This is a genomic window from Franconibacter daqui (genome assembly GCF_014644275.1).
Classification (GTDB): Bacteria; Pseudomonadota; Gammaproteobacteria; order Enterobacterales; family Enterobacteriaceae; genus Franconibacter; species Franconibacter pulveris.
In genome coordinates, this window is sequence record NZ_BMKJ01000001.1 from 980,761 (window position 1) to 1,006,755 (window position 25,995).

Below are 25,995 nucleotides of genomic sequence, written 5' to 3' on the forward strand. Positions count from 1 at the left end.
TATGAAATAAAAGCAGATTTAAGATCCCTCTTATTCAAAAATAGAGATAAGAATTTATTGCCATGTTATGCGGGCCTTTTTATAATTTGTTACCTTTCGACGAGCCTTATGTCGTTGATTCCGGGAAAACATTCCAGGACCTTATCGGTCTCTTTTTTTTGTTGTACGGACCTAAAAATAAATGAAGCTTTTGAAGACAGTACCCGCAGTTATGCTGCTTGCGGGGGGCGCGCTTGTGAGTCAGTTCGCAATCGCGGACAACACCGTTTTTACTGTCATGGACGATCCTTCCACCGCTAAAAAACCTTTCGAAGGCAACCTGAACGCCGGTTATCTGGCCCAGTCAGGCAACACGAAAAGCTCCTCTTTAACCGCCGACAGTACGCTAACCTGGTACGGTCAGAGAACAGCCTGGTCGCTGTGGGGCAATGCCAGCAACACCTCTTCTAACGATGAGCGTTCGTCAGAAAAATATGCGGTGGGCGGCCGTAGCCGCTACAACGTAACCGATCTGGATTATCTGTTCGGCCAGGCGAGCTGGCTGACCGACCGTTACAATGGCTATCGCGAGCGTGACGTAGCAACGCTGGGTTATGGTCGCCAGTTGCTTAACGGTCCGGTGCATAGTCTTCGCGTCGAATTTGGTCCGGGCGTGCGCTACGACGAATACACCAACGGCGACACCAAGACTCAGGGTCTCGGCTACGCTTCCGGCACCTATGCCTGGCAGCTTACCGATAACACGAAATTTACCCAGGGCGTTTCCGTCTTTGGCGCTGACGATACGACCGTTAACTCCGAAACCGCGCTTGATGTGGCTATTAATGCGCATTTTGGTCTTAAGGTCGCTTATAACGTCACCTGGAACTCCGAGCCGCCTTCTTCGGCGCCTGAGCATACCGACACTCGTACCTCCGTTACGCTCGGTTATAAGATGTAAAACAACAGGCCGGTTTATCCGGCCTGATTTTTTAAGTTAATTCTTAAAGTTGCATTTCAACCTGGTCGCTTAGTCTGGAAAATATAAAAATCCGTTTCTTCACTTTCTCTTCATAATTAGCCCCGCTATCAAACATTCAATTAATTTGAAACGAAATGACAAATAATTTGAGTGGGCAGAAATGTGATCTGGATCTACAATCTGATCACAGCGGTTTTATTACCGCACGGTTTAACCTGATTCAGAAAAATAAGAGAAGAAAATGATGAATATGATGAAAACCACAGCCGCAGCCGTTGTGCTTTCCGCGCTCTCGTTCGGCGTTTTTGCGGCCGAAACCGCAACTGATACCCGCACCGCACCTTCCAGTACCTGGAATGTCAAAGATGTGGAAGCCGGTTCGAATATTCAGCCTGGCGCCGCCTCTACCGGTCAGTCTATGAATGACGCCTTCGATGTTCATAAATTAGTGGCGGGTGAATGGTCTTAATAATCCGACCTTTGGTTTTTATGCGGGTTAACTGCAAGCCATATAGGTTACGTCTTATATAAAAACCGGAATTTAACGTCCGGTTTTTTATTATTTTATTTTTATATCCTGTCTTCTTTCCTTTTACTGCCAGTAATTTCGTCATTTCTTCTTTTACAACTGCCGACCGGTTTTAAGACGCAAAGCGAGTTTTATTAACCTGTATCACGGTCATGGCAAAAGTGCGCTGAAATAAATACCCCCACTTTTTGTGAATTTGATCACAAATTTAAACGCTGGTAGGGTAAAGGCTCAGGCATCCGAAACCGTCTACGCTTTTTCGATTGGATGCATTGTAACCAACCTGCAGGGGTAAACCTGCTACGCTCTTAAAGGGAGCCCGAACGTTCAGGTTTCTTTATCGCTAAGGAGGCGGGCCGCAGTCGGTAAAATACGCGCATGCAGGACGTATGCCGCCGGGTCAGAGAGCGATTCTAAAGAGGATGGATATGAAATTAAAAAGAAAAAAAGTTGAGCCTATTTCGCTTAGCGACGTAACGATTATTGATGATACAAAATTACGCAAAGCCATCACAGCAGCTTCGCTTGGCAATGCGATGGAGTGGTTTGATTTCGGTGTTTATGGTTTTGTCGCCTATGCGCTGGGTAAAGTGTTTTTCCCTGAGGCGAATCCAAGCGTACAGATGATAGCTGCGCTTGCCACCTTCTCCGTACCTTTCCTTATTCGTCCCCTGGGCGGACTTTTCTTTGGGATGCTCGGCGATAAATATGGCCGACAGAAAATCCTTGCTATTACCATTGTTATTATGTCGATCAGTACATTCTGCATCGGCTTAATTCCCGGGTATGCAACTATCGGCATTTGGGCGCCGATTCTATTATTGATTTGTAAAATGGCGCAGGGCTTTTCCGTCGGTGGGGAATATACAGGCGCATCCATCTTCGTTGCTGAATATTCTCCCGATCGTAAGCGTGGGTTTATGGGGAGCTGGCTCGATTTTGGCTCGATAGCGGGGTTCGTTCTGGGGGCGGGCGTCGTGGTGTTGATCTCCGCCATTATCGGCGAAGAGAACTTCCAGAGCTGGGGTTGGCGTATTCCATTCTTCCTGGCGCTGCCGCTAGGCATCATCGGCCTTTATCTGCGCCATGCGCTTGAAGAGACGCCGGCATTCCAGCAGCACGTTGATAAACTCGAGCAGGGCGATCGCCAGGGGCTGCAGGATGGGCCGAAAGTCTCCTTTAAAGAGATCGCCACAAAACACTGGCGCAGCCTGCTGACCTGTATCGGTCTGGTTATCGCGACTAACGTGACCTATTACATGCTGCTCACGTACATGCCAAGCTACCTGTCGCATAACCTGCACTATTCCGAAAGCCACGGGGTGCTCATCATCATCGCAATCATGATGGGGATGCTGTTCGTACAGCCGGTAATGGGGCTGCTGAGCGACCGCTTTGGCCGCCGTCCGTTTGTTATTATTGGCAGTATCGCGCTGTTTGTATTAGTTATCCCGGCGTTCACTCTTATCAACAGCAATGTGATTGGACTGATTTTCGCCGGTCTGCTGATGCTGGCGGTTATCCTGAACGCCTTTACCGGCGTAATGGCTTCAACCTTACCGGCGATGTTCCCGACGCATATTCGTTATAGCGCCCTTGCCAGCGCCTTCAACATTTCGGTGTTGATTGCCGGTCTGACGCCGACGCTTGCCGCCTGGCTGGTGGAAAGCTCAGAAGACCTGATGATGCCAGCCTATTATTTGATGGTTATCGCGGTTATCGGCCTCATTACCGGGATTACGATGAAGGAGACGGCGAACCGCCCGCTGAAAGGAGCGACGCCCGCCGCATCGGATATTCAGGAGGCGCGTGAAATCCTGCAGGAGCACCACGACAATATCGAACAAAAAATTGAAGATATTGATAAAGAGATCTCTGACTTGCAGGAAAAACGTAAGCGTCTGGTGCAGCAACATCCGGACATTAACGAGTAAGCCTGTTATCTGTCCTGTAATGGACAGATATTCTCCCGCAAAGCCCGGCTGTACAAGCCGGGCTTTTAACAAACCGGCAAGGCGTGTACTATTTACAGCGACCTTATCGGTAAGCAGGTGAGGGCGCAGGCCTATTATTCCCCCGCGCAGATTCCGCAGAGTGAAGCGGAAAACCCACCTTACTGGCCGGTAATTTTTTTTATTTTCATACTCTCATATGTGCTCTTTCGTGCGGGGCACCACTGTGAATAAGGATTTAACATGCCTGTTATTACGCTTCCTGATGGTAGCCAACGCCATTTTGACCATGCCGTCAGCCCCATGGATGTTGCTCTGGACATCGGTCCCGGTCTCGCCAAAGCCTGCATTGCCGGCCGCGTGAACGGTGAACTGGTAGATGCTTCCGATCTGATTGAACACGATGCCCAGCTCGCCATTATTACGGCTAAAGACGAAGACGGTCTGGAAATTATTCGCCACTCTTGTGCGCATCTGCTGGGCCATGCCATTAAGCAGCTTTGGCCGCACACCAAAATGGCGATCGGCCCGGTTATCGACAACGGCTTTTATTATGACGTTGATCTGGACCACACGCTGACCCAGGAAGATCTCGACGCGCTCGAAAAGCGTATGCACGAGCTTGCTGAGAAAAATTACGACGTCATCAAGAAAAAGGTGAGCTGGCACGAAGCGCGCGAAACCTTCGCACAGCGCGGCGAAAACTACAAAGTCTCCATTCTTGATGAAAATATCGCTCATGATGACAAGCCGGGCTTGTATCATCATGAAGAATATATCGACATGTGCCGCGGACCGCACGTGCCGAATATGCGCTTCTGCCATCATTTTAAACTGATGAAAATCGCGGGCGCTTACTGGCGCGGCGACAGCAATAATAAAATGCTGCAGCGCATCTATGGCACCGCCTGGGCGGATAAAAAAGCCCTGAACGCTTATCTTCAGCGTCTGGAAGAAGCCGCCAAGCGCGACCACCGTAAAATCGGTAAGCAGCTTGACCTCTACCATATGCAGGAAGAAGCGCCGGGCATGGTTTTCTGGCATAATGACGGCTGGACTATCTTCCGCGAACTGGAAACGTTTGTTCGCTCCAAGCTGAAAGAGTACCAGTATCAGGAAGTGAAAGGTCCGTTTATGATGGACCGTGTCCTGTGGGAAAAAACCGGTCACTGGGATAACTATAAAGATGCGATGTTCACCACCTCTTCCGAGAACCGTGAATACTGCATCAAGCCGATGAACTGCCCAGGCCACGTCCAGATCTTCAACCAGGGCCTGAAATCATACCGCGATCTGCCGCTGCGTATGGCTGAGTTCGGCAGCTGTCACCGTAACGAGCCGTCAGGCGCGCTGCACGGGCTGATGCGCGTACGTGGCTTCACGCAGGATGACGCCCATATCTTCTGTACAGAAGAGCAGGTGCGTGACGAAGTGAACGCCTGTATCCGCATGGTTTACGATATGTACAGCACCTTCGGCTTCGAGAAGATTGTAGTAAAACTCTCTACTCGTCCGGAAAAACGTATCGGCAGCGATGAAATGTGGGATCGTGCGGAAGCGGATCTTGCTGTGGCGCTGGAAGAGAACAACATCCCGTTTGAATATCAACTGGGTGAAGGCGCGTTCTATGGTCCGAAAATTGAGTTTACGCTCTACGACTGCCTCGATCGCGCCTGGCAGTGCGGCACAGTTCAGCTAGACTTTTCACTGCCTTCGCGCCTTAGCGCATCGTATGTAGGCGAAAACAACGAACGTCAGGTGCCGGTTATGATTCACCGCGCCATCCTGGGTTCTATCGAACGTTTCATCGGCATCCTGACCGAAGAGTTCGCCGGGTTCTTCCCGACATGGCTCGCGCCGGTTCAGGTTGTGGTGATGAATATTACTGACTCACAGTCTGAATACGTTAACGAATTGACTCGTAAACTGCAAAATGCGGGCATTCGTGTAAAAGCGGACTTGAGAAACGAGAAGATTGGCTTTAAAATCCGCGAGCACACTTTACGTCGTGTCCCTTATATGCTGGTTTGTGGCGACAAAGAAGTCGAAGCTGGCAAAGTGGCCGTCCGCACCCGTCGTGGCAAAGACCTCGGCAGCCTGGATGTGAACGACGTGATTGAGAAGCTGCAGCAAGAGATTCGCAGCCGCAATCTTCATCAACTGGAGGAATAAGGTATTAAAGGCGGAAAACGAGTTCAAACGGCGCGCCCTAATCGCATCAATGGTGAGATTCGCGCACAAGAGGTTCGCTTAACAGGTCTGGATGGCGAGCAGATTGGTATTGTCAGTCTGAGAGAAGCTCTTGAGAAGGCTGAAGAAGCCGGGGTCGATTTAGTTGAAATTAGCCCTAACGCCGAGCCGCCAGTTTGCCGCATAATGGACTACGGCAAATTCCTCTATGAAAAGAGCAAGTCTTCTAAGGAACAGAAGAAGAAGCAGAAAGTTATCCAGGTTAAGGAAATCAAATTCCGTCCTGGTACTGACGAAGGCGACTATCAGGTAAAACTCCGCAGCCTGATTCGCTTTCTCGAAGAAGGCGATAAGGCCAAAATCACCCTGCGTTTCCGCGGGCGTGAAATGGCCCACCAGCAAATCGGTATGGAAGTGCTTAATCGCGTGAAAGACGATTTGCAAGAACTGGCAGTAGTCGAATCCTTCCCAACGAAGATCGAAGGCCGCCAGATGATTATGGTGCTCGCTCCTAAGAAGAAACAGTAAGGCCATCAAGTAACATTCCCTGTGAGGCCTCCAGGCTTCACAGGTTTTGTTCGCCTGGGTTTCGTTTATCAACAATGCGAAGTGGAAGTTAATAAAATGCCAAAGATTAAGACCGTACGCGGTGCTGCTAAGCGCTTCAAAAAAACCGGTAAAGGTGGTTTTAAGCACAAGCACGCTAACCTGCGTCATATTCTGACCAAAAAAGCAACCAAGCGTAAACGTCACCTGCGCCCGAAAGCCATGGTTTCTAAAGGCGATCTGGGTCTGGTAATCGCGTGCCTGCCGTACGCATAAGCCGTTAACCTTTAACTTTTTTATCGCCGAAATCCCAGCGATATCGCAATGCAGCGACACGTCGGGTAAGGCAACATCAGAATATAGATACAGGAGAGAGCCATGGCTCGCGTAAAACGTGGTGTGATTGCACGTGCACGTCATAAGAAAATTTTGAAACAAGCTAAAGGTTACTACGGTGCGCGTTCTCGCGTATACCGCGTTGCCTTCCAGGCTGTTATCAAAGCTGGTCAGTACGCTTATCGTGACCGTCGTCAGAAAAAGCGTCAGTTCCGTCAACTGTGGATTGCACGTATCAACGCAGCAGCACGTCAGAACGGTATCTCTTACAGCAAGTTCATCAACGGCCTGAAAAAAGCCTCTGTTGAAATCGACCGTAAGATCCTGGCTGACATCGCCGTATTCGACAAAGTGGCATTCTCTGCCCTGGTTGAAAAAGCGAAAGCAGCTCTGGCGTAAGCCAGTTTGAAAGAGGGAGCTTGTCTCCCTCTTTTAACTTAACTGCTTCAATACGTTGACAATTGTTCGCTTAGCCCTTTCAATAGACGCAAAAGACGTGAACATAAGGTAACTGCAAGCATGAATGCTGCTCTTTTCCGCTTCTTTTTTTACTTTAGCACCTGATTTCAGGAGGCTAGCGCGTGAAAGAAGAAACGGAAAATAGCGCCAAAAGCCTCCTTTGTGGAGGCTTTTTTATTGCCTGATGGTTTTGCAGAACACTAATGATTACGGCACAACGCCACTATTAAGCGCTGGAGAGCGCGGCGCTGAACGCCCGTCTGGCTGCGGAAACCATCGACGTATCGCTCCCGGGCCGCCGTGTGGAAAATGGCGGCCTGCACTCCCTGGACAGCGAAGCGTTAGCAAACCAAATCACCATGGCGGGGCTGGAAGTCGATGGCGTTGACCCGGTTGCCGGCGCTTTCCATGGTGTGGTCGTGGGTGAAGTGGTGGAGTGCGGGCAGCACCCGAACGCAGACAAATTGCGCGTAACGAAAGTTAACGTCGGCGGCGAACGCCTGCTTGATATCGTCTGTGGCGCGCCAAACTGCCGTCAGGGACTGAAAGTCGCCGTGGCGACGATCGGCGCAGTTCTGCCGGGCGATTTTAAAATCAAGGCGGCGAAGCTTCGCGGCGAACCTTCAGAAGGCATGCTTTGCTCTTTCTCCGAGCTGGGTATTTCCGACGATCATAGCGGGATTATCGAACTGCCTTCCGATGCGCCGATCGGCACCGATATCCGCGAGTACCTGAAGCTTGACGACAATACCATTGAGATAAGCGTAACGCCGAACCGCGCCGACTGCCTCGGCATCATTGGCGTGGCGCGCGATGTGGCGGTTCTGAACCAGCTGCCGCTGAACGAGCCGGAAATGGCGCCTGTCGCCGCGACTGTAAACGACACGCTGTCTATCCGCGTTGACGCCCCTGAGGCTTGCCCACGTTACCTGGGGCGCGTGGTAAAAGGCATTAACGTTTCTGCGCCGACTCCGCTGTGGATGCGTGAAAAACTGCGCCGCTGCGGCATCCGCTCTATCGACGCGGTTGTCGATGTTACTAACTATGTGCTGCTGGAGCTGGGGCAGCCGATGCATGCATTCGACCTGAACCGCATTGAAGGCGGTATTGTGGTGCGGATGGCGAAAGAGGGCGAAACGCTGGTGTTGCTGGACGGCAACGAAGCGAAGCTCAATGAAGATACACTGGTTATCGCTGACCACAACAAAGCGCTCGCGATGGGCGGCATCTTTGGCGGCGAACATTCCGGCGTGAACACCGAAACGCGCGATGTGCTGCTGGAGTGCGCGTTCTTCAATCCGCTTTCCATCACCGGTCGCGCCCGTCGCCACGGTTTGCACACCGACGCGTCTCACCGTTATGAGCGCGGCGTGGATCCGGCGCTGCAATACAAAGCCATGGAGCGAGCTACCCGTCTGCTGATCGACATCTGCGGCGGTGAAGCGGGCCCGGTAGTGGATGTAACCAGCGAAGCGCATCTGCCGAAGCGTGCGACCATTACCCTGCGTCGCAGCAAACTGGATCGTTTGATTGGCCACGTGATCCCAGACGAGCAAGTGACCGACATTCTTAAACGTCTGGGCTGCGAAGTCACCGAAGGTCAGGACGAGTGGCAGGCCGTTGCCCCGAGCTGGCGTTTCGACATGGAAATCGAAGAAGACCTGGTGGAAGAGGTCGCTCGCGTCTATGGTTATGACAATATCCCGAACGAGCCGGTGCAGGCGGGGCTGGAGATGGGCAGCCACCGTGAAGCGGATCTCTCCCTTAAGCGCGTGAAAACGATGCTGGTGGATAAAGGCTACCAGGAAGTGATCACCTACAGCTTCGTCGATCCGAAAGTACAGCAGTTGCTGCACCCCGGCGAAGAAGCGCTGATCCTGCCAAGCCCGATTTCCAGCGATATGTCCGCGATGCGTCTGTCGTTGTGGACCGGCCTGCTCAGCACAGTGGTGTACAACCAGAACCGTCAGCAGAACCGCGTGCGCATTTTCGAAACCGGCCTGCGCTTTGTGCCTGATACGCAGGCGGACCTCGGCATTCGTCAGGATCTTATGCTGTCCGGCGTGCTGTGCGGCAACCGCTATGAAGAGCACTGGGATCAGGCGAAAAGCGCAGTGGATTTCTACGATCTGAAGGGCGATTTGGAATCCGTTCTGGAGCTTACCGGTAAATTATCTGAAATTGAATTTAAGGCAGAAGCCAATCCGGCCTTGCATCCTGGCCAAAGTGCTGCCATTTATTTAAAGGGCGAACGCATTGGTTTCATTGGCGTTGTGCATCCGGAACTCGAGCGTAAGCTTGATCTCAACGGCCGTACGCTGGTGTTTGAACTGCTGTGGGACAAGGTAGCGGACCGTATTGTGCCGCAAGCCGCCGAGGTTTCTCGCTTCCCGGCGAACCGCCGCGACATCGCTGTGGTCGTGTCTGAAAACGTACCGGCAGCAGATATTTTGGCCGAATGTAAGAAAGTTGGCGCAAATCAGATAGTTGGCGTAAACTTATTTGACGTGTACCGTGGTAAGGGTGTTGCGGAGGGTTACAAGAGCCTTGCCATCAGCCTGATCCTTCAGGATACCAGCCGTACACTCGAAGAAGAGGATATTGCCGCTACTGTTGCGAGATGTGTAGAGGCACTAAAAGAGCGATTCCAGGCATCATTGAGGGATTGAACCTATGGCGCTTACTAAAGCGGAAATGTCAGAATATCTGTTTGATAAGCTTGGGCTTAGCAAGCGGGACGCCAAAGAACTGGTGGAGCTGTTTTTCGAGGAGATCCGTCGCGCGCTGGAAAATGGCGAACAGGTGAAACTCTCCGGTTTTGGTAATTTTGACCTGCGAGATAAGAACCAACGTCCCGGACGCAACCCGAAAACCGGTGAAGATATCCCCATTACGGCGCGCCGTGTGGTGACCTTCCGACCCGGTCAGAAGTTAAAAAGCCGGGTTGAGAACGCTTCGCCGAAGACAGAGTAATCTGACCTAGTCAAAAAGGCCGCATCGTGCGGCCTTTTTTCTTTTTTGGGCGGTCGCAGGGCCGTAGAATCAACGGATTGCGATCATAACGACCAATTCATTCATGCTCTCTTTTATTGAACAACAACGCCAGCGCGAGCAGCGCTGGCTGTGGAGCCTGCTGTCGTTCACGCTGCTTGCGATGCTGTTCAGCCTCTGCGTGGGCGACAAATGGCTGGGGCCGACGGACTGGTTTAGCGAAAGCGGTAAGCTATTCGTCTGGCAAATTCGTCTGCCGCGCACGCTGGCGGTGCTGGTGGTTGGCGCGTCGCTGGCGCTTTCTGGCGCCATTATGCAGGCGCTGTTTGAAAACCCGCTCGCTGAACCCGGGCTGCTTGGCGTGTCGAACGGCGCAGGCGTCGGGCTAATCGCCGCCGTGCTGCTGGGCCACGGCGCGCTGCCCGGCTGGGTGCTCGGTCTGTGCGCCATCGGCGGGGCATTGATTATCACGCTTATTCTGCTGCGTTTTGCCAGACGGCATCTTTCTAATAGCCGACTACTGCTGGCTGGCGTGGCGCTGGGCATCATTTGCAGCGCGTTGATGACCTGGGCGGTCTATTTCTCCACCAGCCTCGATCTGCGCCAGCTGATGTACTGGATGATGGGCGGTTTCGGCGGGGTTGACTGGCGGCACGGTTGGCTTATGGCTGCGCTGTTGCCGGTCATGATATGGGTCTGCCGCCAGGCGCTGCCGCTCAATATGCTGGCGCTGGGCGAAACCTCCGCGCGCCAACTCGGCCTGCCGGTGTGGCTGTGGCGCAACCTGCTGGTTATCGCGACGGGCTGGCTGGTGGGGGTAAGCGTAGCGCTTTCAGGCGCTATTGGTTTTATCGGCCTTGTTATCCCGCACGTGCTGCGGCTATGCGGGCTGACTGACCATCGCGTCCTGTTGCCCGCCTGCGCGCTGGCGGGGGCGGCGGTGCTGCTGGCGGCTGATGTTATCGCCCGGCTGGCGCTCGCTTCGGCGGAGTTGCCGATAGGCGTCGTCACCGCAACGCTGGGCGCGCCGGTATTTATCTGGCTATTATTAAGGGCTGGACGTTAAGTTCCTCACACCACCATTAAGGGGATGCTATGCAACACGATGTGCTGAACACCGAAGTGACCACCATTGACGGGGAAACCACGTCACTCGAACGCTGGAAAGGCAAGGTGCTGTTGATTGTCAACGTCGCTTCCAAATGCGGCCTGACGCCGCAGTATGAACAGTTAGAGAATATTCATAAGGCCTGGGAAGAGGCGGGTTTCAGCGTGCTGGCTTTCCCCTGCAACCAGTTCCTCGGTCAGGAGCCGGGCAGCGAAGAAGAGATCAAAACGTTTTGCAGCACCACTTATGGCGTCACCTTTCCGCTGTTCAGCAAAATTGATGTGAATGGCGAGAACCGTCACCCGCTTTACCAGAAACTGATTGCCGCCTGTCCGACAGCTGTCGCGCCGGAATCAAGCGGTTTCTATGAGCGTCTGGCCAGCAAAGGGCGCGCGCCGCTCTATCCGGATGACATTCTGTGGAATTTCGAAAAATTCCTGGTTGGCCGCGATGGGCAGGTGGTGCAGCGTTTCGCGCCAGATATGACGCCGGAAGATCCTATCGTGATGGAAGCTATCAAAGTCGCGCTGGCGAAATAAACGATGGCGCTGATGCAATTGCGCGATGTGGCGGTGTCCGGCCGTCTGGAGCCGTTCTCCGCCAGCGTTAAGCCTGGCGAATTACTGCATCTGGTCGGGCCGAACGGCGCCGGGAAAAGCACGCTGCTTTCGCGAATGGCGGGGCTTACCAGCGGCGCGGGCAGCATCGATTTCGTCGACGAGCCGCTGAGCGCGTGGCGTAGCGAGCAGCTTGCCCGCCATCGCGCCTATCTCGCGCAGCAGCAGATGCCGCCCTTCGCCATGCCCGTCTGGCATTATCTGGCGCTGCACCAGCACGCCAGTCCGAATGAAAAAAGAATGACCGACGTCGCCACGTCGCTCTGGCTTGGCGACAAGCTCACCCGGCCGGTTAACCAGCTCTCCGGCGGCGAATGGCAGCGGGTGCGGCTCGCTGCCGTCGTGCTGCAAATTGATCCGCAAACTAATCCGCATGGCAAACTGCTGCTGCTCGATGAGCCGATGAACAGCCTGGACGTGGCCCAGCAGGCGGCACTTGATAAAGTCATTTACCAGCTTTGCGATGCGGGCGTAACGGTCGTGACAAGCAGCCACGATCTCAACCATACGCTGCGCCATGCGCACCGGGTCTGGCTGTTGCGTGACGGCAAGCTGATAGCCGAAGGCAAGCGCGACGACGTGCTCACGCCAGCCTTGCTGGGCGCCGCTTATGGCCTGCCGTTTCGTCGCCTTCAGGTGGAAGGTCACAGTATGCTCATTTGCCCGCTTTAGGCGCTTCTCTGTCTTGCTTCGGCGCGTCGGGGCAGGCTACATTAGCCAAAATAAAAACAGGGTAGAGGATTTGCCTGAAAATGCGGCTCTGGTTAATCGTTGTGGCGACGCTGGTGCTGGCCGGATGCAGCCATCATCGCGCACCGCCTCCCAATCCACGGCTCTCTGATTCCATCTCCGTTATCGCTGGCCTGAACGATCAGCTCAGCCACTGGCGCGGTACACCGTATCGTTATGGCGGCATGGGCCGGGGAGGGGTGGACTGCTCCGGCTTCGTCATGCTGACTTTCCGCGATAAGTTTGAGTTACAGCTGCCGCGGGAAACGCGCCAGCAGGCGAAAATCGGCACTGAAATCGATAAAGATGATTTACTGCCGGGCGACCTGGTCTTCTTCAAAACCGGCAGCGGTCAGAACGGCCTGCACGTCGGTATTTATGACACCGATAATCAGTTTATCCACGCCTCTACCAGCCAGGGCGTGATCCGCTCATCGCTTGATAACGTCTACTGGCGCAAAAAATTCTGGCAGGCGCGCCGTATCTGATGCTGGCCCGTCGCGTGCGGCGGGCGTTTCTCTTCACACTTCCCGCGTTTGCTGGCCCGACTTTGTAACAATGGCGGCCAGCTCTCTTCCTGTTTACCCACCTGACGCTACGCTTAGCGGGCGCTCGCGCACCGCGGGCAATAACGAGAGCTATCAGGCGAAGGAGCAGCAATGGGTAACAAAATCAAAATTGCGGTTATCGGCGGCGGCAGCAGCTATACGCCAGAACTGGTGGAAGGCTTAATTGCGCGTCGGGAGACAGTCGAACTGCGCGAGCTGGCGCTGGTGGATGTAGAGCAGGGGCGTGAGAAAGTAGAGACTATCGCGGCGCTCACCCGCAGGATGCTGGCGAAGAATGGCATGGAAGCGGTAAAAGTGACGGTTCATTTTCAGCCGGACGAGGCGATTCGCGGCGCGAGCTTTGTATTAACGCAACTGCGCGTAGGCCAGCTGAAGGCGCGCGCCGCGGATGAGCGTCTGGGATTGAAGTACAACCTTATTGGGCAGGAGACCACCGGCGTCGGCGGCTTCGCCAAGGCGCTGCGCACCATTCCTGTGATGCTCAATATCGCCCGCAAAGTTGAAGCCCTGGCGCCGGAGGCCTGGATTATCAACTTCACTAACCCGGCAGGCATTGTGACCGAGGCGGTGCAGCGCCATACGAAAGCGAAAATTATCGGCCTGTGCAACGTGCCGATCACCATGCACCATATGCTTGCCCAGATGCTGGATGAGCCGTTTGAGGCGTTGCGCCTGCGGTTCGCTGGTTTAAATCATATGGTGTGGGTGCATGAAGTGAATGTACGCGGTGAAAACCGTACGCGGGAGGTTATCGATAAGCTGTGCAACGGCGCGACGATGACCATGAACAACATCAAAGAAGCGCCGTGGCCTGCCGCGCTGCTGCGAGCGCTTGGCGCAATCCCATGCCCCTATCACCGTTATTTTTATCTCACTCGCGAAATGCTTGAGGAAGAGCAGGCGGATGCCAAAGCCGGAGGTACGCGCGCTGAACAGGTAATGAAAGTTGAAGATTCGCTTTTCAGGCAATATCGCGATCCGCAACTCGACCACAAGCCGGAAGCGTTACGCTTTCGCGGCGGGGCGTTCTATTCGCAGGTTGCGCTGGAATTAATCGCAGCTATTCATAACGATACTGGCGCGCAGCTCGTAGTGAATACCGCGAACCTGGGGGCTATCCAGGGGCTGGCGGCAGATGCGGTGGTGGAAACGAACTGCATTGTCGATGCCACTGGCGCGAAGCCGCTGGCGTTTGGCGCGTTGTCCCCTGCGATGCATGCCCTGACGACGCAGATAAAAACGTATGAACAACTGACCATTGAAGCGGCGGTTAATGGCGATAAACGAGCGGCGCTGTTGGCGCTTATCGTTAACCCGCTTATTGGTGATGCGAAGCTTGCAGCCGATTTGCTGGATGAAGTATTAATATTGAACCGGGACTACCTCAGGCCATTCATTTGATAGCAGGAATAGATGAAATAGCGGGACGGTAATGTACGTCCCGTAAAAAGCGTTAAACAATTAGGCTGCGCTTAATCGCCCTCGTTAAAAAATAGTTATGCACTTTCCCGACGGTAAATAAATTAAGTCTATTTGTAATCGATATCTTACAAATTATTTATATTGGCGGCGAAATTTTCAGTCTGTTTGTCTATTGACGAATAACCAGGATAAGCTAAAAGAAGCTAAGGATAATTCTGAAACTCTAAGGACAGAGCATGCTAATTATTGCAATAAAAACAGTCTGGTTGCACCGTTGTGATATGCAACATACTCATTGCGTATCACCTTACCAGACGGAGCGTGAATAATGATTGTTTCGCTCGACGTCAAATATCATTCGCAGTATTTATTTCTCCCTGTACGTCGGGGAGATCACTCGCTACTGGGCGTAGAACTTATCGCTGACTTTATTAGCGATAACGCCTCGGTGCGTATTCCGCCTGGCTTAGTGCTTTCCCGTATTACTGCAGAACAGCGGCTCATCCTTTTTTATGAAGCTATTAGTTTGCTGGAGCAAAATCGGGAATTTTTTATACAAAATCAGGTGCTGGCCTGGGTCAGCGTGGACGAGATTATCGTCAGCGCGCTGTTAAGCGGCGTGGCGCTACAGAAAAGGGTCAGCGAATTGCCGTTTCTGGAGTTCAGCCTTACTGAGGATTATCCCGGCCTGAACGCAGGCAAAGCGCATCCGCAACTGAACGCGCTACAGGCTCTCCACCCGCTGCTGCTGGCGAATTATGGCTCGGGCGGGGCCACCAGTCGGGCGGTGTATGAAGGAATGTATCGTCGGGTTAAACTCGATAAGCAATTTATTAACCGGCAGCTTTCGCCTTCCACCTTCGAGCCCTTTATTTCCGCCATTATTAAGCAAATCTCGCCCTGCTGCGACACGCTGATTCTGCCGGGCATCGACAATGAAATTGCCCGTCGTCACGCCATCGCGCTTGGGGTGGGGGCGGTACAAGGCAGACTGTGGCCGCCAGTGATGGCCGCTTCGCTGGCATCGCTGATTGAATAACCCTGCGCGATAACCGTGTTTGCCTGACGTTTAAGGCACTACACTTAGGGCAGGAGGCCTCATGAGCGAAAACCCCCAATTTGTATCTACCTGGCGCGACGAGCTGCCGGGTTTCTATACCGAGCTTTCCCCAACACCGTTGAAAAATAGCCGCCTGCTCTGGCACAACGCACCGCTGGCGAAGACGCTGCAGCTTGACGATTCTCTTTTCACACCAGACCAGCCCGCTGGGGTCTGGGGCGGCGAAGCGCTGCTGCCGGGCATGGCCCCGCTCGCCCAGGTATACAGCGGCCATCAGTTTGGCGTCTGGGCCGGACAACTGGGCGACGGGCGCGGCATTTTGCTTGGCGAGCAGCAGTTGCCCGACGGACGTAAATTCGACTGGCACCTGAAGGGCGCTGGGCTGACGCCTTATTCCCGCATGGGCGACGGCCGCGCCGTGGTGCGCTCGACGGTGCGCGAGTTCCTCGCCTCCGAGGCGATGCACTATCTTGGTATTCCCACAACCCGGGCGCTTTCTATTGTCACCAGCGATACGCCAGTGCGACGAGAAACCATGGAACGCGGCGCGATGTTAATACGTATTGCTGAAAGTCACGTGCGCTTCGGCCACTTCGAGCACTTTTACTACCGCCGCGAGCCGGAAAAGGTGCAGCAACTGGCTGATTACGTCATTCATCACCATTTCTCTCATCTTGCGCAGGAACAGGATCGCTACATCCTGTGGTTCAATGACGTTGTGGATCGCACCGCATCGCTGATGGCCCACTGGCAAAGCGTCGGTTTCGCCCACGGCGTCATGAACACCGATAACATGTCTATTCTGGGGCTCACTATCGACTACGGCCCCTACGGCTTTCTGGACGATTATCAGCCGCATTTTATCTGTAATCACTCCGACTATCAGGGACGCTATGCTTTTGATAATCAGCCAGGCGTTGGGTTATGGAACCTGCAACGACTGGCGCAGACGCTGTCGCCTTTCATTGATGTGGACGCGCTGAACAGCGGCCTTGAGCGTTATCAGATGGCGTTGATACGCGCTTACGGCAAGCAAATGCGCGCGAAGTTAGGTTTTCATACCGAGCAGATGGCGGATAACGATTTGTTGACGGAGCTCTTCTCGCTGATGGCTCGTGAGGGCAGCGATTACACCCGCACTTTCCGTATGCTGAGCCAGACGGAGCAGCTTTCCGCCGCCTCGCCGCTGCGCGACGAGTTTATCGACCGGGCGGCGTTCGACAGCTGGTTTGGCCGTTATCGCGAGCGTCTGCAACAGGAGGATGTGGCGGATGAAACTCGTCAGCAGTCAATGAAAGCGGTAAACCCGGCGGTTGTGCTGCGAAACTGGCTGGCGCAGCGGGCCATTGAAGGGGCAGAAAAAGATGACCCCAGCGAGCTGGCGCGCCTGTGCGAGGCGTTGCAAAACCCGTTTGCGGATCGCGATGATGATTTCACCCATCGCCCGCCAGACTGGGGCAAAAGGCTTGAGGTCAGCTGTTCAAGCTAAAACAAAGGCGCCGCAAGGCGCCTTTTGGCTGGAGGTTTACGCGCGGCTTTGCATCGCGTCGGCAAGCATCGCGAGCAGCGCTTCGCTGTCTTCCCAGCCGAGGCAAGGGTCGGTAATGGACTTGCCGTAAACCAGCGGTTGCCCGGCGGCGACCGGCTGGGTGCCTTCTTCCAGGAAACTTTCCGCCATCACCCCGGCGATGCCCTGCGAACCGGCGCGCAGCTGGCGGCAAATTTCTTCACACACTTCCAGTTGGCGTCGGTGCTGCTTCTGGCAGTTGCCATGGCTGAAGTCGACCACCAGCCGCTCCGGCAGGTTAAACTCACGCAGCGCGGCGCAGGCGGCGGCGATGTCCGCTTCGTGGTAGTTAGGCTGCTTTCCGCCGCGCATGATGATGTGACCATAGGGATTGCCGCTGGTCTGGTAAATCGTCATGCGGCCATGTTTGTCCGGAGAGAGAAACATGTGGCTGGCGCGGGAAGCGCGAATAGCGTCCACTGCGATGCGGGTATTGCCGTCCGTGCCGTTTTTAAAGCCCACCGGGCAGGAGAGGGCTGAAGCCATTTCACGATGAATCTGGCTTTCGGTGGTGCGCGCGCCAATAGCGCCCCAGCTAATCAGGTCGGCAATATACTGGCCGGTCACCATATCCAGAAATTCGGTGGCGGTCGGCACGCCAAGCTCGTTTATCTGCACCAGCAGACGGCGCGCCAGCTCTATGCCGTGATTAACCCGGTAGCTGCCGTTGAGATCCGGGTCGGAAATCAATCCTTTCCAGCCGACCACCGTACGCGGCTTCTCGAAGTAAGTTCGCATAACGATTTCAAGCTGCGACTGGTATTTTTCGCGCAGCGGTTGCAGGCGCTGCGCATACTCCAGCGCAGCGGAAAGATCGTGAATAGAACAGGGCCCCATCACCACCAGCAGGCGGTTATCTTCGCCATTCAGGATTTTTTCAATACGGCGACGTGCGCGGGTAACATGTTCCGCCACCTGCGGCGTAACGGGATAGCGTTGCGCCAGCTCCTCCGGCGTCACAAGGGTGTCGATGCGCGCTGTGCGCAGTTCATCGGTTTTATTCATTGGGTGTCTCGAAAGTGGTTGCTTCCCGGCTACAGCGCCGGGAAGTGATGGCCATCACGATAAACGAATCGCTCCTGATTTCAAGAAACGAGAAAGAGTATCAGCCAGATGTTCGGGACTTTACCATAAACGATCGCATCGATGAACTAGTTTGCTAGTACATGCGTCGGCTTAGCTGCATAATGTCGAGGATTTTGGTCGCCAGCTCTTCCACGGAAAAGTTTGTGCTGTTGAGGTAGGGAATTTGATGCTTGCGGTAGAGCGCCTCCACTTCCGTAATTTCCATACGGCACTGGCGCATGGAGGCGTAGCGGCTGTTTTCGCGCCGCTCCTCGCGGATCGCCGCCAGGCGGTCCGGGCTGATGGTCAGCCCGAAAAGCTTATGCTGGAGCGGGCGTAGCGCCGCCGGCAGCGTCAGGTTATCCATATCATCGGCGATAAAGGGGTAGTTGGCGGCGCGAATGCCAAACTGCATCGCCAGATAAAGGCTGGTTGGGGTTTTGCCGCAGCGGGATACGCCCAGCAGAATTACCTGCGCCTGGTCGAGGTTGCGCAGCGAAACGCCGTCGTCATGCGCCAGGGTGTAATCAATGGCGGCGATACGGGCGTCATAGCGGGTCAGGTTGCCGGCGGTCAGGCCATGGGTGCGGTGCGCAATCGGCGTCGGGTCAAGCCTGAGCTCCTGCTGTAGCGGCGCCACCAGCGCCTGCACAATATCCTGGCAAAAGCCTTCGCTTTGCAAAATGATGGCCCGTATTTCCGGCAGCACAATCGAAAAAAAGACCAGCGGGCGCAAACCGGTCTGCTGAAAAATGGCGTCAATCTGATCTTTCACCGCCCGGGCGCGGCTTTCGTTTTCAACAAAGGGCAGGGTAATGCTGTTGATGGAAACCGGGAACTGCGACATCACCGCATGGCCCAGCACTTCGGCGGTGATGGCGGTGCCATCGGAGATATAAAAAACATGACGATCAACCACATTGTCCATTGCCGACATCCTGAAAAGTTAAGAATTTGCTTAAGCATAATTTAAATCAGGGTGCTAAAGCATAGCGATACTCTCATTTTTATAAAATGAAACGCGGTTTTTATAATAAATGAAAAGTGTGATTCATTTTTTCGAAGCGGCACATAGCCCATTATTTTAATAATGATTTCTTCCTAATCAATGGCTTAGAATTAGTACGAAAAGTGGTCTGAAATTAATGGGAAGTGGTCTGAAAATGAAAAATTTTAATATGCTTGAACGATTCACCGTTTTTCGCTGCGGAATAATTATGCCAGACTAAATTTGTTGTCAGGTGTTTCGTAACCCCGTTCAAATATCACAAAAGGATTGTTCGATGACCAACAATGGCTCGTCACCGCTGGTGCTTTGGTACAACCAACTCGGCATGAATGATGTAGACAGAGTTGGGGGCAAAAATGCCTCCCTGGGTGAAATGATTACTAACCTCTCCGGCATGGGCGTCTCCGTACCGAATGGATTTGCCACCACTGCCGAGGCGTTTAACCTGTTCCTCGACCAGAGCGGCGTTAACCAGCGTATCTATGAATTGCTGGATAAAACCGATATTGACGACGTGTCCGAGCTGGCGAAAGCGGGCGCGCAGATCCGTCAGTGGATCATCGACACACCTTTCCAGCCGGAACTGGAGCAGGCTATTCGCGAGGCTTATGAGCAGCTTTCAGCTGACGATGCGGATGCGTCGTTCGCGGTACGCTCGTCCGCCACGGCGGAAGACATGCCGGACGCCTCCTTTGCCGGCCAGCAGGAGACCTTCCTGAACGTACAGGGCATCGACGCCGTGATGGTGGCGGTAAAGCATGTCTTCGCCTCGCTGTTTAACGACCGCGCTATCTCTTATCGCGTGCATCAGGGTTACGACCATCGCGGCGTCGCGCTCTCCGCAGGCGTGCAGCGGATGGTGCGCTCCGACCTCGCAGCCTCCGGCGTGATGTTCTCAATTGATACCGAGTCGGGCTTCGATCAGGTGGTGTTTATTACCGCCGCCTATGGCCTTGGCGAAATGGTCGTGCAGGGCGCGGTCAACCCGGATGAGTTCTATGTGCATAAGCCGGGTCTTGAAGCGGGGCGTCCGGCGATTGTGCGCCGCACGCTGGGCTCTAAGAAAATCCGTATGGTCTACGGCGAAACCCAGGAACATGGCAAGCAGGTGCGTATTGAAGATGTGCCGCAAGCTGACCGCGACCGCTACTGCATCACCGCCGAAGAGGTGCAGGAGCTGGCGAAGCAGGCGGTGCAGATTGAGAAACACTACGGCCGCCCGATGGATATCGAATGGGCGAAAGACGGCCACACCGGCAAATTGTTTATCGTGCAGGCGCGCCCGGAAACCGTGCGTTCGCGCGGCCAGGTGATGGAGCGTTACCAGCTTCACTCCCAGGGGAAAATCGTCGCGGAAGGCCGCGCCATCGGCCACCGTATCGGCGCGGGCGCGGTGAAGGTGATTCACGACATCAGTGAAATGAACCGCATTCAGCCGGGTGACGTGTTGGTGACCGACATGACCGACCCGGACTGGGAACCTATCATGAAAAAAGCGGCGGCGATTGTCACTAACCGTGGCGGGCGTACCTGCCACGCGGCCATCATCGCTCGCGAACTCGGCATCCCGGCGGTAGTGGGCTGCGGCGACGCCACCGAGCGACTGAAAGATGACGAAAACGTCACCGTCTCCTGCGCCGAAGGCGACACGGGGTATGTTTACGCCGAGCTGCTCGACTTCAGCGTGAAAAGCTCAAGCGTGGATACCATGCCGGATCTGCCGCTGAAGATAATGATGAACGTCGGCAACCCGGACCGCGCCTTTGACTTCGCCTGTCTGCCAAACGAAGGGGTGGGGCTGGCGCGCCTGGAGTTCATCATCAACCGCATGATTGGCGTGCATCCGCGCGCGCTGCTGGAGTTTGACCAGCAGGAGCCGGGTTTGCAGAACGAGATCCGCGAGATGATGAAAGGATACGACAACCCGCGGGAGTTTTATGTCGGCCGTCTGACCGAAGGCATCGCGACGCTGGGCGCGGCGTTTTACCCGAAACGGGTCATCGTGCGCCTTTCCGACTTTAAATCGAACGAGTACGCCAACCTGGTAGGCGGCGAACGTTACGAACCGGATGAAGAGAACCCGATGCTCGGCTTTCGCGGCGCGGGCCGCTATGTGGCGGACAGCTTCCGCGACTGTTTCGCGCTTGAGTGCGAGGCGGTCAAACGCGTGCGTAATGAGATGGGGCTGACCAACGTAGAGATAATGATCCCGTTCGTGCGTACCGTGGAGCAGGCAAAAGCGGTGGTGGAAGAGCTGGCGCGCCAGGGGCTTAAGCGCGGCGAAAACGGGCTGAAAGTCATTATGATGTGCGAAATTCCGTCCAATGCCCTGCTGGCTGAACAATTCCTTGAGTACTTCGACGGCTTCTCTATCGGCTCCAACGACATGACGCAGTTAACGCTGGGGCTGGACCGCGACTCCGGGGTGGTCTCTGAACTTTTCGACGAACGCAACGAGGCGGTGAAAGCGCTGCTTTCCATGGCTATCCGCGCCGCGAAAAAAGAGGGCAAGTATGTCGGCATCTGCGGACAAGGCCCGTCGGATCACGAAGATTTCGCCGCCTGGCTGATGGAAGAGGGAATAGACAGCCTGTCGCTGAACCCGGATACCGTGGTACAGACCTGGCTTGGCCTGGCTGAACTCAATAAGTAAATCTCGCACTTCGAAAAAGGCCCGCGCTTTGCGGGCCTTTTTTATTCATCAAATATATATTCTTGCGCCACGTCACAGTCAGGAGAAAAAGCAAAAAAACGTAATCTGTCTGGTAATTACAGCAATTGTTGAGTGGCCTGGGCTTATTAATACTTAGCCTCACATCGCACGGTCTGTTGGTGTGCGGGTTGAATTTTTTAACCTGATAAAAGGCAAATAATAATGACGCTCTCCTCTGTGCTGACCACGAAAGATAAAATAGGCTACGGGCTAGGCGATATGGCCAGCGCCCTGGTCTGGCAAACCGCCACGTTATTTCTCGCTTATTTCTATACCGATGTATTTGGACTACCCGCCGCTATTATGGGGACGATGTTTTTACTGGTGCGGGTGATTGATGCTTTTATCGATCCCTGCATCGGCGCGCTGGTGGACCGCACGCAAACCCGCCACGGGCGCTTTCGCCCCTGGCTGCTGTGGTTCGCCATTCCTTTTGGCGTCAGCTGCATGCTGACCTTCTATGTGCCCCCGCTCAGCCCGACGCTGAAAATCGTCTATGCCTGCGCCACTTACAGCCTGCTGAGCCTGGTCTATTCCGCGATTAACGTGCCTTACTGCGCCATGCCCGGCGCGCTGACGCTCAACCCGCGCGAGCGCCATTCGCTGCAATCCTGGCGCTTCGGGCTCTCTTTTATCGGTGGGCTCATCGTCACCGTGATAGCGCTGCCGCTGGTGGAATGGCTGGGTGAGGGCGACGCGCAAAAAGGCTATTTCTTCGCCATGGGACTGATGGGGCTGTTAGGCGTGGCGCTGTTTTACTGCTGCTTTTTTATGACTCGCGAGCGTTATGCGCCCGGCAATGATAATTCCGCTTCGCTGCTTAAAGATTTAAAGCTGCTGGCGGCCAACAGTCAGTGGCGAATTATCTTCGTGTTTAACATCCTGCTATTAACGGCGGTGGTGACGCGCGGTTCAGCCACGATGTATTACGTGAAATATGTCATGCTGCGCCCCGATCTGGTCTTTGCGTTTATTGTTTCCGGGATGATTGCGAATTTATCCGGCGCCTTATTATCTGAGCGCCTGTTAGGGAAATTTGACCGGGTGCGCGCGTATCAGTGGACCATTATTAGCTTTGTGGCGCTGGCTGCGATTATCTTTTTTATCCCGCCTGACGCCGTCTGGCTCATATTCACCATAAATATTGTTTTCAGCTTTATTCAGAACCTGACTACCCCACTGCAGTGGACCATGTTTTCTGATGTTGTCGATCATGAAGAACACCGCAGCGGCCGCCGTCTCGACGGCCTGGTTTTCTCCACCGCGCTGTTCGCCATCAAGTTTGGCCTGGCGCTGGGCGGCGCTGTCGTGGGATGGGTGCTGGGAATGGTGGATTATCTGCCTAACCAGACCGCGCAAAGCGCCGTCGTGCTCACCACCATTAATGCGCTGTTCACGCTGATTCCCTGCGCGCTCTTTCTGTGCATGGCGCTGCTGCTCTGTTTCTACCGGCTCAGCAGCCGCCGCGTAGCCGATATCGCCGAAGCGCTGGCCCGCAAGCGCAAAACACGCGAAGAAACGCCTTCACTTAATCCCGCCGTACAGGAGTAACTGATGACTGAGATCTATAAAGACCCGCAACGCCCCGTAAACGAACGCGTAGCCGATCTGCTGGCGCGTATGACCCCGGAGGAGAAGTTTGCGCAGATGCACGCGTACTGGCTCATTCTCTCCCCGGAGGGCGATCACCGCGAACGCAGCGATTTGAGCGACGATTTTGCCGGCGTTAGCGAACAGACGGATCTCGCCACCCGGCTTCAGCGCGGCGTAGGGCAGATTACCCGGCCGCTCGGCACGCACATTGTCGAGGCGAGGGAGGGCGTGCGCGCCGCAAATCGTCTACAGCGCACGCTGGTGGAAGAGACGCGGCTCGGTATTCCGGCGATGTTTCACGAAGAGTGTTTAGTCGGTCTGCTTTGTAAAGACGCCACGCTTTTTCCCTCGTCGCTCAACTATGGTTCGACGTGGGACCCGGAACTGGTCGAGCGCGCGGCGGCGGCCATCGGCGCAGAGGCCCGCGCCACGGGCTGCCACCAGGGACTGGCGCCGGTGCTGGATGTCTCGCGCGACGTGCGCTGGGGCCGAACGGAAGAGACCTTCGGCGAAGATCCCTGGCTGGTGGGCGTGATGGCCACGCGCTACGTCCAGGGGTTACAGGGCAAATCCCGGGATCTGCTGGCCACCCTGAAACATTACGTGGGTCACTCGTTCAGCGAAGGGGCGCGCAACCACGCGCCGGTGCATCTGGGCTTCTGCGAGCTGAATGATACTTTCCTGCTGCCCTTCGAGATGGCGGTAAAACTGGCGCACGCCGGTTCGGTGATGCCGGCCTACCACGATATCGATAATCAGCCGGGGCACAGCGACGCGTTTCTGCTGACCGATGTGCTGCGCAACCAGTGGGGCTTCGACGGCATTATCGTTGCCGACTATGGCGGCGTGAGCCTGCTGCATCAGCATCACGGCGTTTCGCACGACGGTGCGGAGTCCGCCGCGCTCGCCTTTAACGCCGGACTCGATATTGAATTGCCCAAAGACGACTGCGCGCGCCACCTGGCTGAAGCGGTGGCGCGCGGGCTTATCAGCATGGAGAAAATTGACGAGATTGTCGCACGCGTGCTGACGCAGAAATTTCGCCTCGGTTTGTTTGAGCGCCCCTATGCTGATGAAAACGCCGTCGCGCTGCAGAGCGAGGAAGCGCGCGCCATAGCCCGCGAGGTGGCGACCCGTTCGCTGACGCTGCTGGAAAACCGCGGCGCGCTGCCGCTCGCCGCAAGCCAGACCGTGGCGGTGATTGGCCCAACCGCCGACGACCCGCTGGCGCTGCTGAGCGGCTACAGCTTCCCGGTGCACCTCATCATCAGCGATATGCTGGAGCAAACGACGCAGGTCACCACGCCGTTGCAGGCCCTGCGGGAACAACTGGGTGAGGAGAATGTGCGCTATGCCAAAGGCTGCCACATCATTGAAAAACGGATGGCGGGCGCGCCGGTCTTTCCGGGCGACAGCGGCAATAAGCCGATGCAGTCTTCGCCTGTATCACTCGATCGAAGCCTGATTCCGCAGGCGGTGGCGCAGGCGCAGCAGAGCGATATCGTTCTGGCCTTTGTGGGCGATCTCGCCGGGCTGTTCCAGAGCGGCACGGTGGGGGAAGGTTCGGATACCGACAGCCTGGCGCTGCCTGGCGTACAGCAGTCGTTGCTGGAAGCGCTGGTGGAGACAGGAAAGCCGGTGGTGGTGGTCATGACCGGCGGGCGGCCTTATCACCTGGGCGGGCTGGAATCTCGCGTTGCCGCCTTGCTGATGGCGTGGGCGCCGGGTCAGGAGGGAGGGCACGCCATTGCCGACGTGCTCACCGGCAAAGCCGAGCCGCAGGGGCGACTGGTGGTTTCCGCGCCCAAAAGCGCCGGGGCGATGCCTTATTACTACAACCATAAGCTGAAAAGCGGCGGCACGCCGTTCGCCTTCCACTTTGGCGCGCGCTATCCCTTCGGCTATGGCCTGAGCTGGACACAGTTCGACTATAGCCCGCTGACGCTGGCGGAGGAGGAGGTAGCGATAAACAAGGGCGTTATCAACGTTTCCGTAACGGTCACTAACCGGGGCGAGCGCGCAGGCAGCGAAGTGGTGCAGCTCTATGTGCGCGACAACGTCGCGTCGATGGTGCGTCCGGTGCAGGAGCTAAAAGCCTTTCAGCGCGTAAGGCTCGAAGCAGGTGCCTCAGCGCGGCTGACCTTTTCGTTGCCCGTAGACATGCTCAATTTTACCCGTCGCGACGGCAAGCGCATCGTAGAGCCGGGTGAGTTTGAGCTACGCGTTGGCGCCTCAAGCGCTGACATTCGGGCGACGAAAACCGTAACGGTTACAGGCGAGACGCGAGTCCTTGGTCAGCAATGGCACATGCTGAGCCATTGTGAAGTGAGCTTTTGACTAAAACCTAACCGGAAAAAGGATAAAAAAAAGCCCATCGTGGGAGATGGGCAAAGACTACACACAGCAATTCGTTTCACTCAGGGGATTTCCATGTTTATAAATCAAGGGGTTGATTTATAACCGTGACTTTATAGTAGGCATCTGCCGTTTTGACGTCGATCAGATTCGTCTCAATAGTTTAATAACGGTGAATGATCTGCGTTGTGTGTCAGCATGTAAAGAGGAAAGGTAAGGGTCAG

General features: G+C 55.1%; 22 protein-coding genes, 1 other RNA gene, 1 pseudogene and 1 other annotated feature. Of the genes and pseudogenes, 21 read left to right on the top strand and 3 right to left on the bottom strand.

Features of this window, described 5'->3' with window-relative positions; all coding sequences use genetic code 11:
- Window positions 1-181 precede the first annotated feature (181 nt).
- The 18 genes and pseudogenes from IEX01_RS04785 (at window position 182) to selO (ending at window position 16,958) form a co-directional block, all read left to right on the top strand.
- Complete coding sequence (locus tag IEX01_RS04785) at window positions 182-940, top strand: DUF481 domain-containing protein (protein WP_024559619.1); 759 nt, start codon at window positions 182-184, stop codon at window positions 938-940.
- A 265-nt stretch (window positions 941-1,205) separates the two neighbouring features.
- Complete coding sequence (locus tag IEX01_RS04790) at window positions 1,206-1,430, top strand: hypothetical protein (protein WP_048888224.1); 225 nt, start codon at window positions 1,206-1,208, stop codon at window positions 1,428-1,430.
- A gap of 488 nt (window positions 1,431-1,918) precedes the next feature.
- The gene (gene proP, locus IEX01_RS04795; protein ID WP_188723344.1) at window positions 1,919-3,424 is read left to right on the top strand and encodes a glycine betaine/L-proline transporter ProP; all 1,506 of its coding nucleotides are present in this window, start codon (window positions 1,919-1,921) and stop codon (window positions 3,422-3,424) included.
- Window positions 3,425-3,685: 261 nt separating this feature from the next.
- Window positions 3,686-5,614: a threonine--tRNA ligase gene (gene thrS / locus IEX01_RS04800; protein WP_024558076.1), complete on the top strand. Its 1,929-nt coding sequence runs from the start codon at window positions 3,686-3,688 to the stop codon at window positions 5,612-5,614.
- A gap of 3 nt (window positions 5,615-5,617) precedes the next feature.
- Window positions 5,618-6,160: a translation initiation factor IF-3 gene (infC, locus tag IEX01_RS04805; RefSeq protein ID WP_071788487.1), complete on the top strand. Its 543-nt coding sequence runs from the start codon at window positions 5,618-5,620 to the stop codon at window positions 6,158-6,160.
- Window positions 6,161-6,256: 96 nt separating this feature from the next.
- Window positions 6,257-6,454, top strand: a complete 198-nt coding sequence (rpmI, locus tag IEX01_RS04810; RefSeq protein WP_001124225.1) for a 50S ribosomal protein L35 — start codon at window positions 6,257-6,259, stop codon at window positions 6,452-6,454.
- 102 nt (window positions 6,455-6,556) lie between these two features.
- On the top strand, window positions 6,557-6,913 hold the full coding sequence (gene rplT, locus IEX01_RS04815) for a 50S ribosomal protein L20 (protein ID WP_007374646.1): 357 nt from the start codon (window positions 6,557-6,559) through the stop codon (window positions 6,911-6,913).
- A 115-nt stretch (window positions 6,914-7,028) separates the two neighbouring features.
- Window positions 7,029-7,152 (top strand) — a sequence feature (Phe leader region).
- Complete coding sequence (gene pheM, locus IEX01_RS04820) at window positions 7,034-7,078, top strand: pheST operon leader peptide PheM (protein ID WP_152525475.1); 45 nt, start codon at window positions 7,034-7,036, stop codon at window positions 7,076-7,078. It overlaps the preceding feature by 45 nt.
- Window positions 7,153-7,206: 54 nt before the next feature.
- A pseudogene (locus IEX01_RS21500) lies at window positions 7,207-7,296 on the top strand (hypothetical protein); the annotation flags it as partial.
- Window positions 7,276-9,642, top strand: coding sequence for a phenylalanine--tRNA ligase subunit beta (pheT, locus tag IEX01_RS04825; protein ID WP_188723345.1), 2,367 nt, complete (start codon window positions 7,276-7,278; stop codon window positions 9,640-9,642). The pseudogene IEX01_RS21500 and the gene pheT, both read left to right, overlap by 21 nt.
- A 4-nt stretch (window positions 9,643-9,646) precedes the next feature.
- Window positions 9,647-9,946 (top strand): integration host factor subunit alpha, encoded by a 300-nt coding sequence (gene ihfA, locus IEX01_RS04830; RefSeq protein ID WP_024553451.1) that lies wholly within the window; start codon window positions 9,647-9,649, stop codon window positions 9,944-9,946.
- A gap of 103 nt (window positions 9,947-10,049) precedes the next feature.
- Window positions 10,050-11,030, top strand: a complete 981-nt coding sequence (gene btuC, locus IEX01_RS04835) for a vitamin B12 ABC transporter permease BtuC (RefSeq protein ID WP_024558079.1) — start codon at window positions 10,050-10,052, stop codon at window positions 11,028-11,030.
- 29 nt (window positions 11,031-11,059) lie between these two features.
- On the top strand, window positions 11,060-11,611 hold the full coding sequence (locus IEX01_RS04840; RefSeq protein ID WP_024558080.1) for a glutathione peroxidase: 552 nt from the start codon (window positions 11,060-11,062) through the stop codon (window positions 11,609-11,611).
- A 12-nt stretch (window positions 11,612-11,623) separates the two neighbouring features.
- Complete coding sequence (gene btuD / locus IEX01_RS04845; RefSeq protein WP_029697747.1) at window positions 11,624-12,361, top strand: vitamin B12 ABC transporter ATP-binding protein BtuD; 738 nt, start codon at window positions 11,624-11,626, stop codon at window positions 12,359-12,361.
- Between the two features lie 80 nt (window positions 12,362-12,441).
- Window positions 12,442-12,906: an NlpC/P60 family protein gene (locus tag IEX01_RS04850; protein WP_024558082.1), complete on the top strand. Its 465-nt coding sequence runs from the start codon at window positions 12,442-12,444 to the stop codon at window positions 12,904-12,906.
- A gap of 171 nt (window positions 12,907-13,077) precedes the next feature.
- Complete coding sequence (locus IEX01_RS04855; protein WP_024558083.1) at window positions 13,078-14,388, top strand: 6-phospho-beta-glucosidase; 1,311 nt, start codon at window positions 13,078-13,080, stop codon at window positions 14,386-14,388.
- A gap of 349 nt (window positions 14,389-14,737) precedes the next feature.
- On the top strand, window positions 14,738-15,448 hold the full coding sequence (locus IEX01_RS04860) for an EAL domain-containing protein (RefSeq protein WP_024560438.1): 711 nt from the start codon (window positions 14,738-14,740) through the stop codon (window positions 15,446-15,448).
- Window positions 15,449-15,509: 61 nt separating this feature from the next.
- Entirely contained in the window at window positions 15,510-16,958 is a 1,449-nt protein-coding gene (gene selO / locus IEX01_RS04865) for a protein adenylyltransferase SelO (protein ID WP_188723346.1), read from the top strand.
- A 36-nt stretch (window positions 16,959-16,994) separates the two neighbouring features.
- Here selO and IEX01_RS04870 read toward each other — a convergent pair whose 3' ends face one another.
- Together IEX01_RS04870 and ppsR are read right to left on the bottom strand one after the other, a co-directional pair.
- Window positions 16,995-18,041: a 3-deoxy-7-phosphoheptulonate synthase gene (locus tag IEX01_RS04870; RefSeq protein ID WP_024560440.1), complete on the bottom strand. Its 1,047-nt coding sequence runs from the start codon at window positions 18,039-18,041 to the stop codon at window positions 16,995-16,997.
- A gap of 154 nt (window positions 18,042-18,195) precedes the next feature.
- Window positions 18,196-19,029, bottom strand: a complete 834-nt coding sequence (ppsR, locus tag IEX01_RS04875) for a posphoenolpyruvate synthetase regulatory kinase/phosphorylase PpsR (RefSeq protein WP_024558087.1) — start codon at window positions 19,027-19,029, stop codon at window positions 18,196-18,198.
- A gap of 355 nt (window positions 19,030-19,384) precedes the next feature.
- Between ppsR and ppsA the strand changes: the two genes are divergently transcribed.
- The 3 genes from ppsA (at window position 19,385) to IEX01_RS04890 (ending at window position 25,753) form a co-directional block, all read left to right on the top strand.
- Window positions 19,385-21,763 (top strand): phosphoenolpyruvate synthase, encoded by a 2,379-nt coding sequence (ppsA, locus tag IEX01_RS04880; RefSeq protein WP_024558088.1) that lies wholly within the window; start codon window positions 19,385-19,387, stop codon window positions 21,761-21,763.
- A gap of 222 nt (window positions 21,764-21,985) precedes the next feature.
- Complete coding sequence (locus IEX01_RS04885; protein ID WP_048888215.1) at window positions 21,986-23,374, top strand: MFS transporter; 1,389 nt, start codon at window positions 21,986-21,988, stop codon at window positions 23,372-23,374.
- A 3-nt stretch (window positions 23,375-23,377) separates the two neighbouring features.
- Complete coding sequence (locus IEX01_RS04890; protein ID WP_188723347.1) at window positions 23,378-25,753, top strand: glycoside hydrolase family 3 N-terminal domain-containing protein; 2,376 nt, start codon at window positions 23,378-23,380, stop codon at window positions 25,751-25,753.
- Between the two features lie 22 nt (window positions 25,754-25,775).
- Here IEX01_RS04890 and rprA read toward each other — a convergent pair.
- Window positions 25,776-25,880, bottom strand: an RNA gene (gene rprA, locus IEX01_RS04895) — antisense sRNA RprA.
- Between the last annotated feature and the right edge of the window lie 115 nt (window positions 25,881-25,995).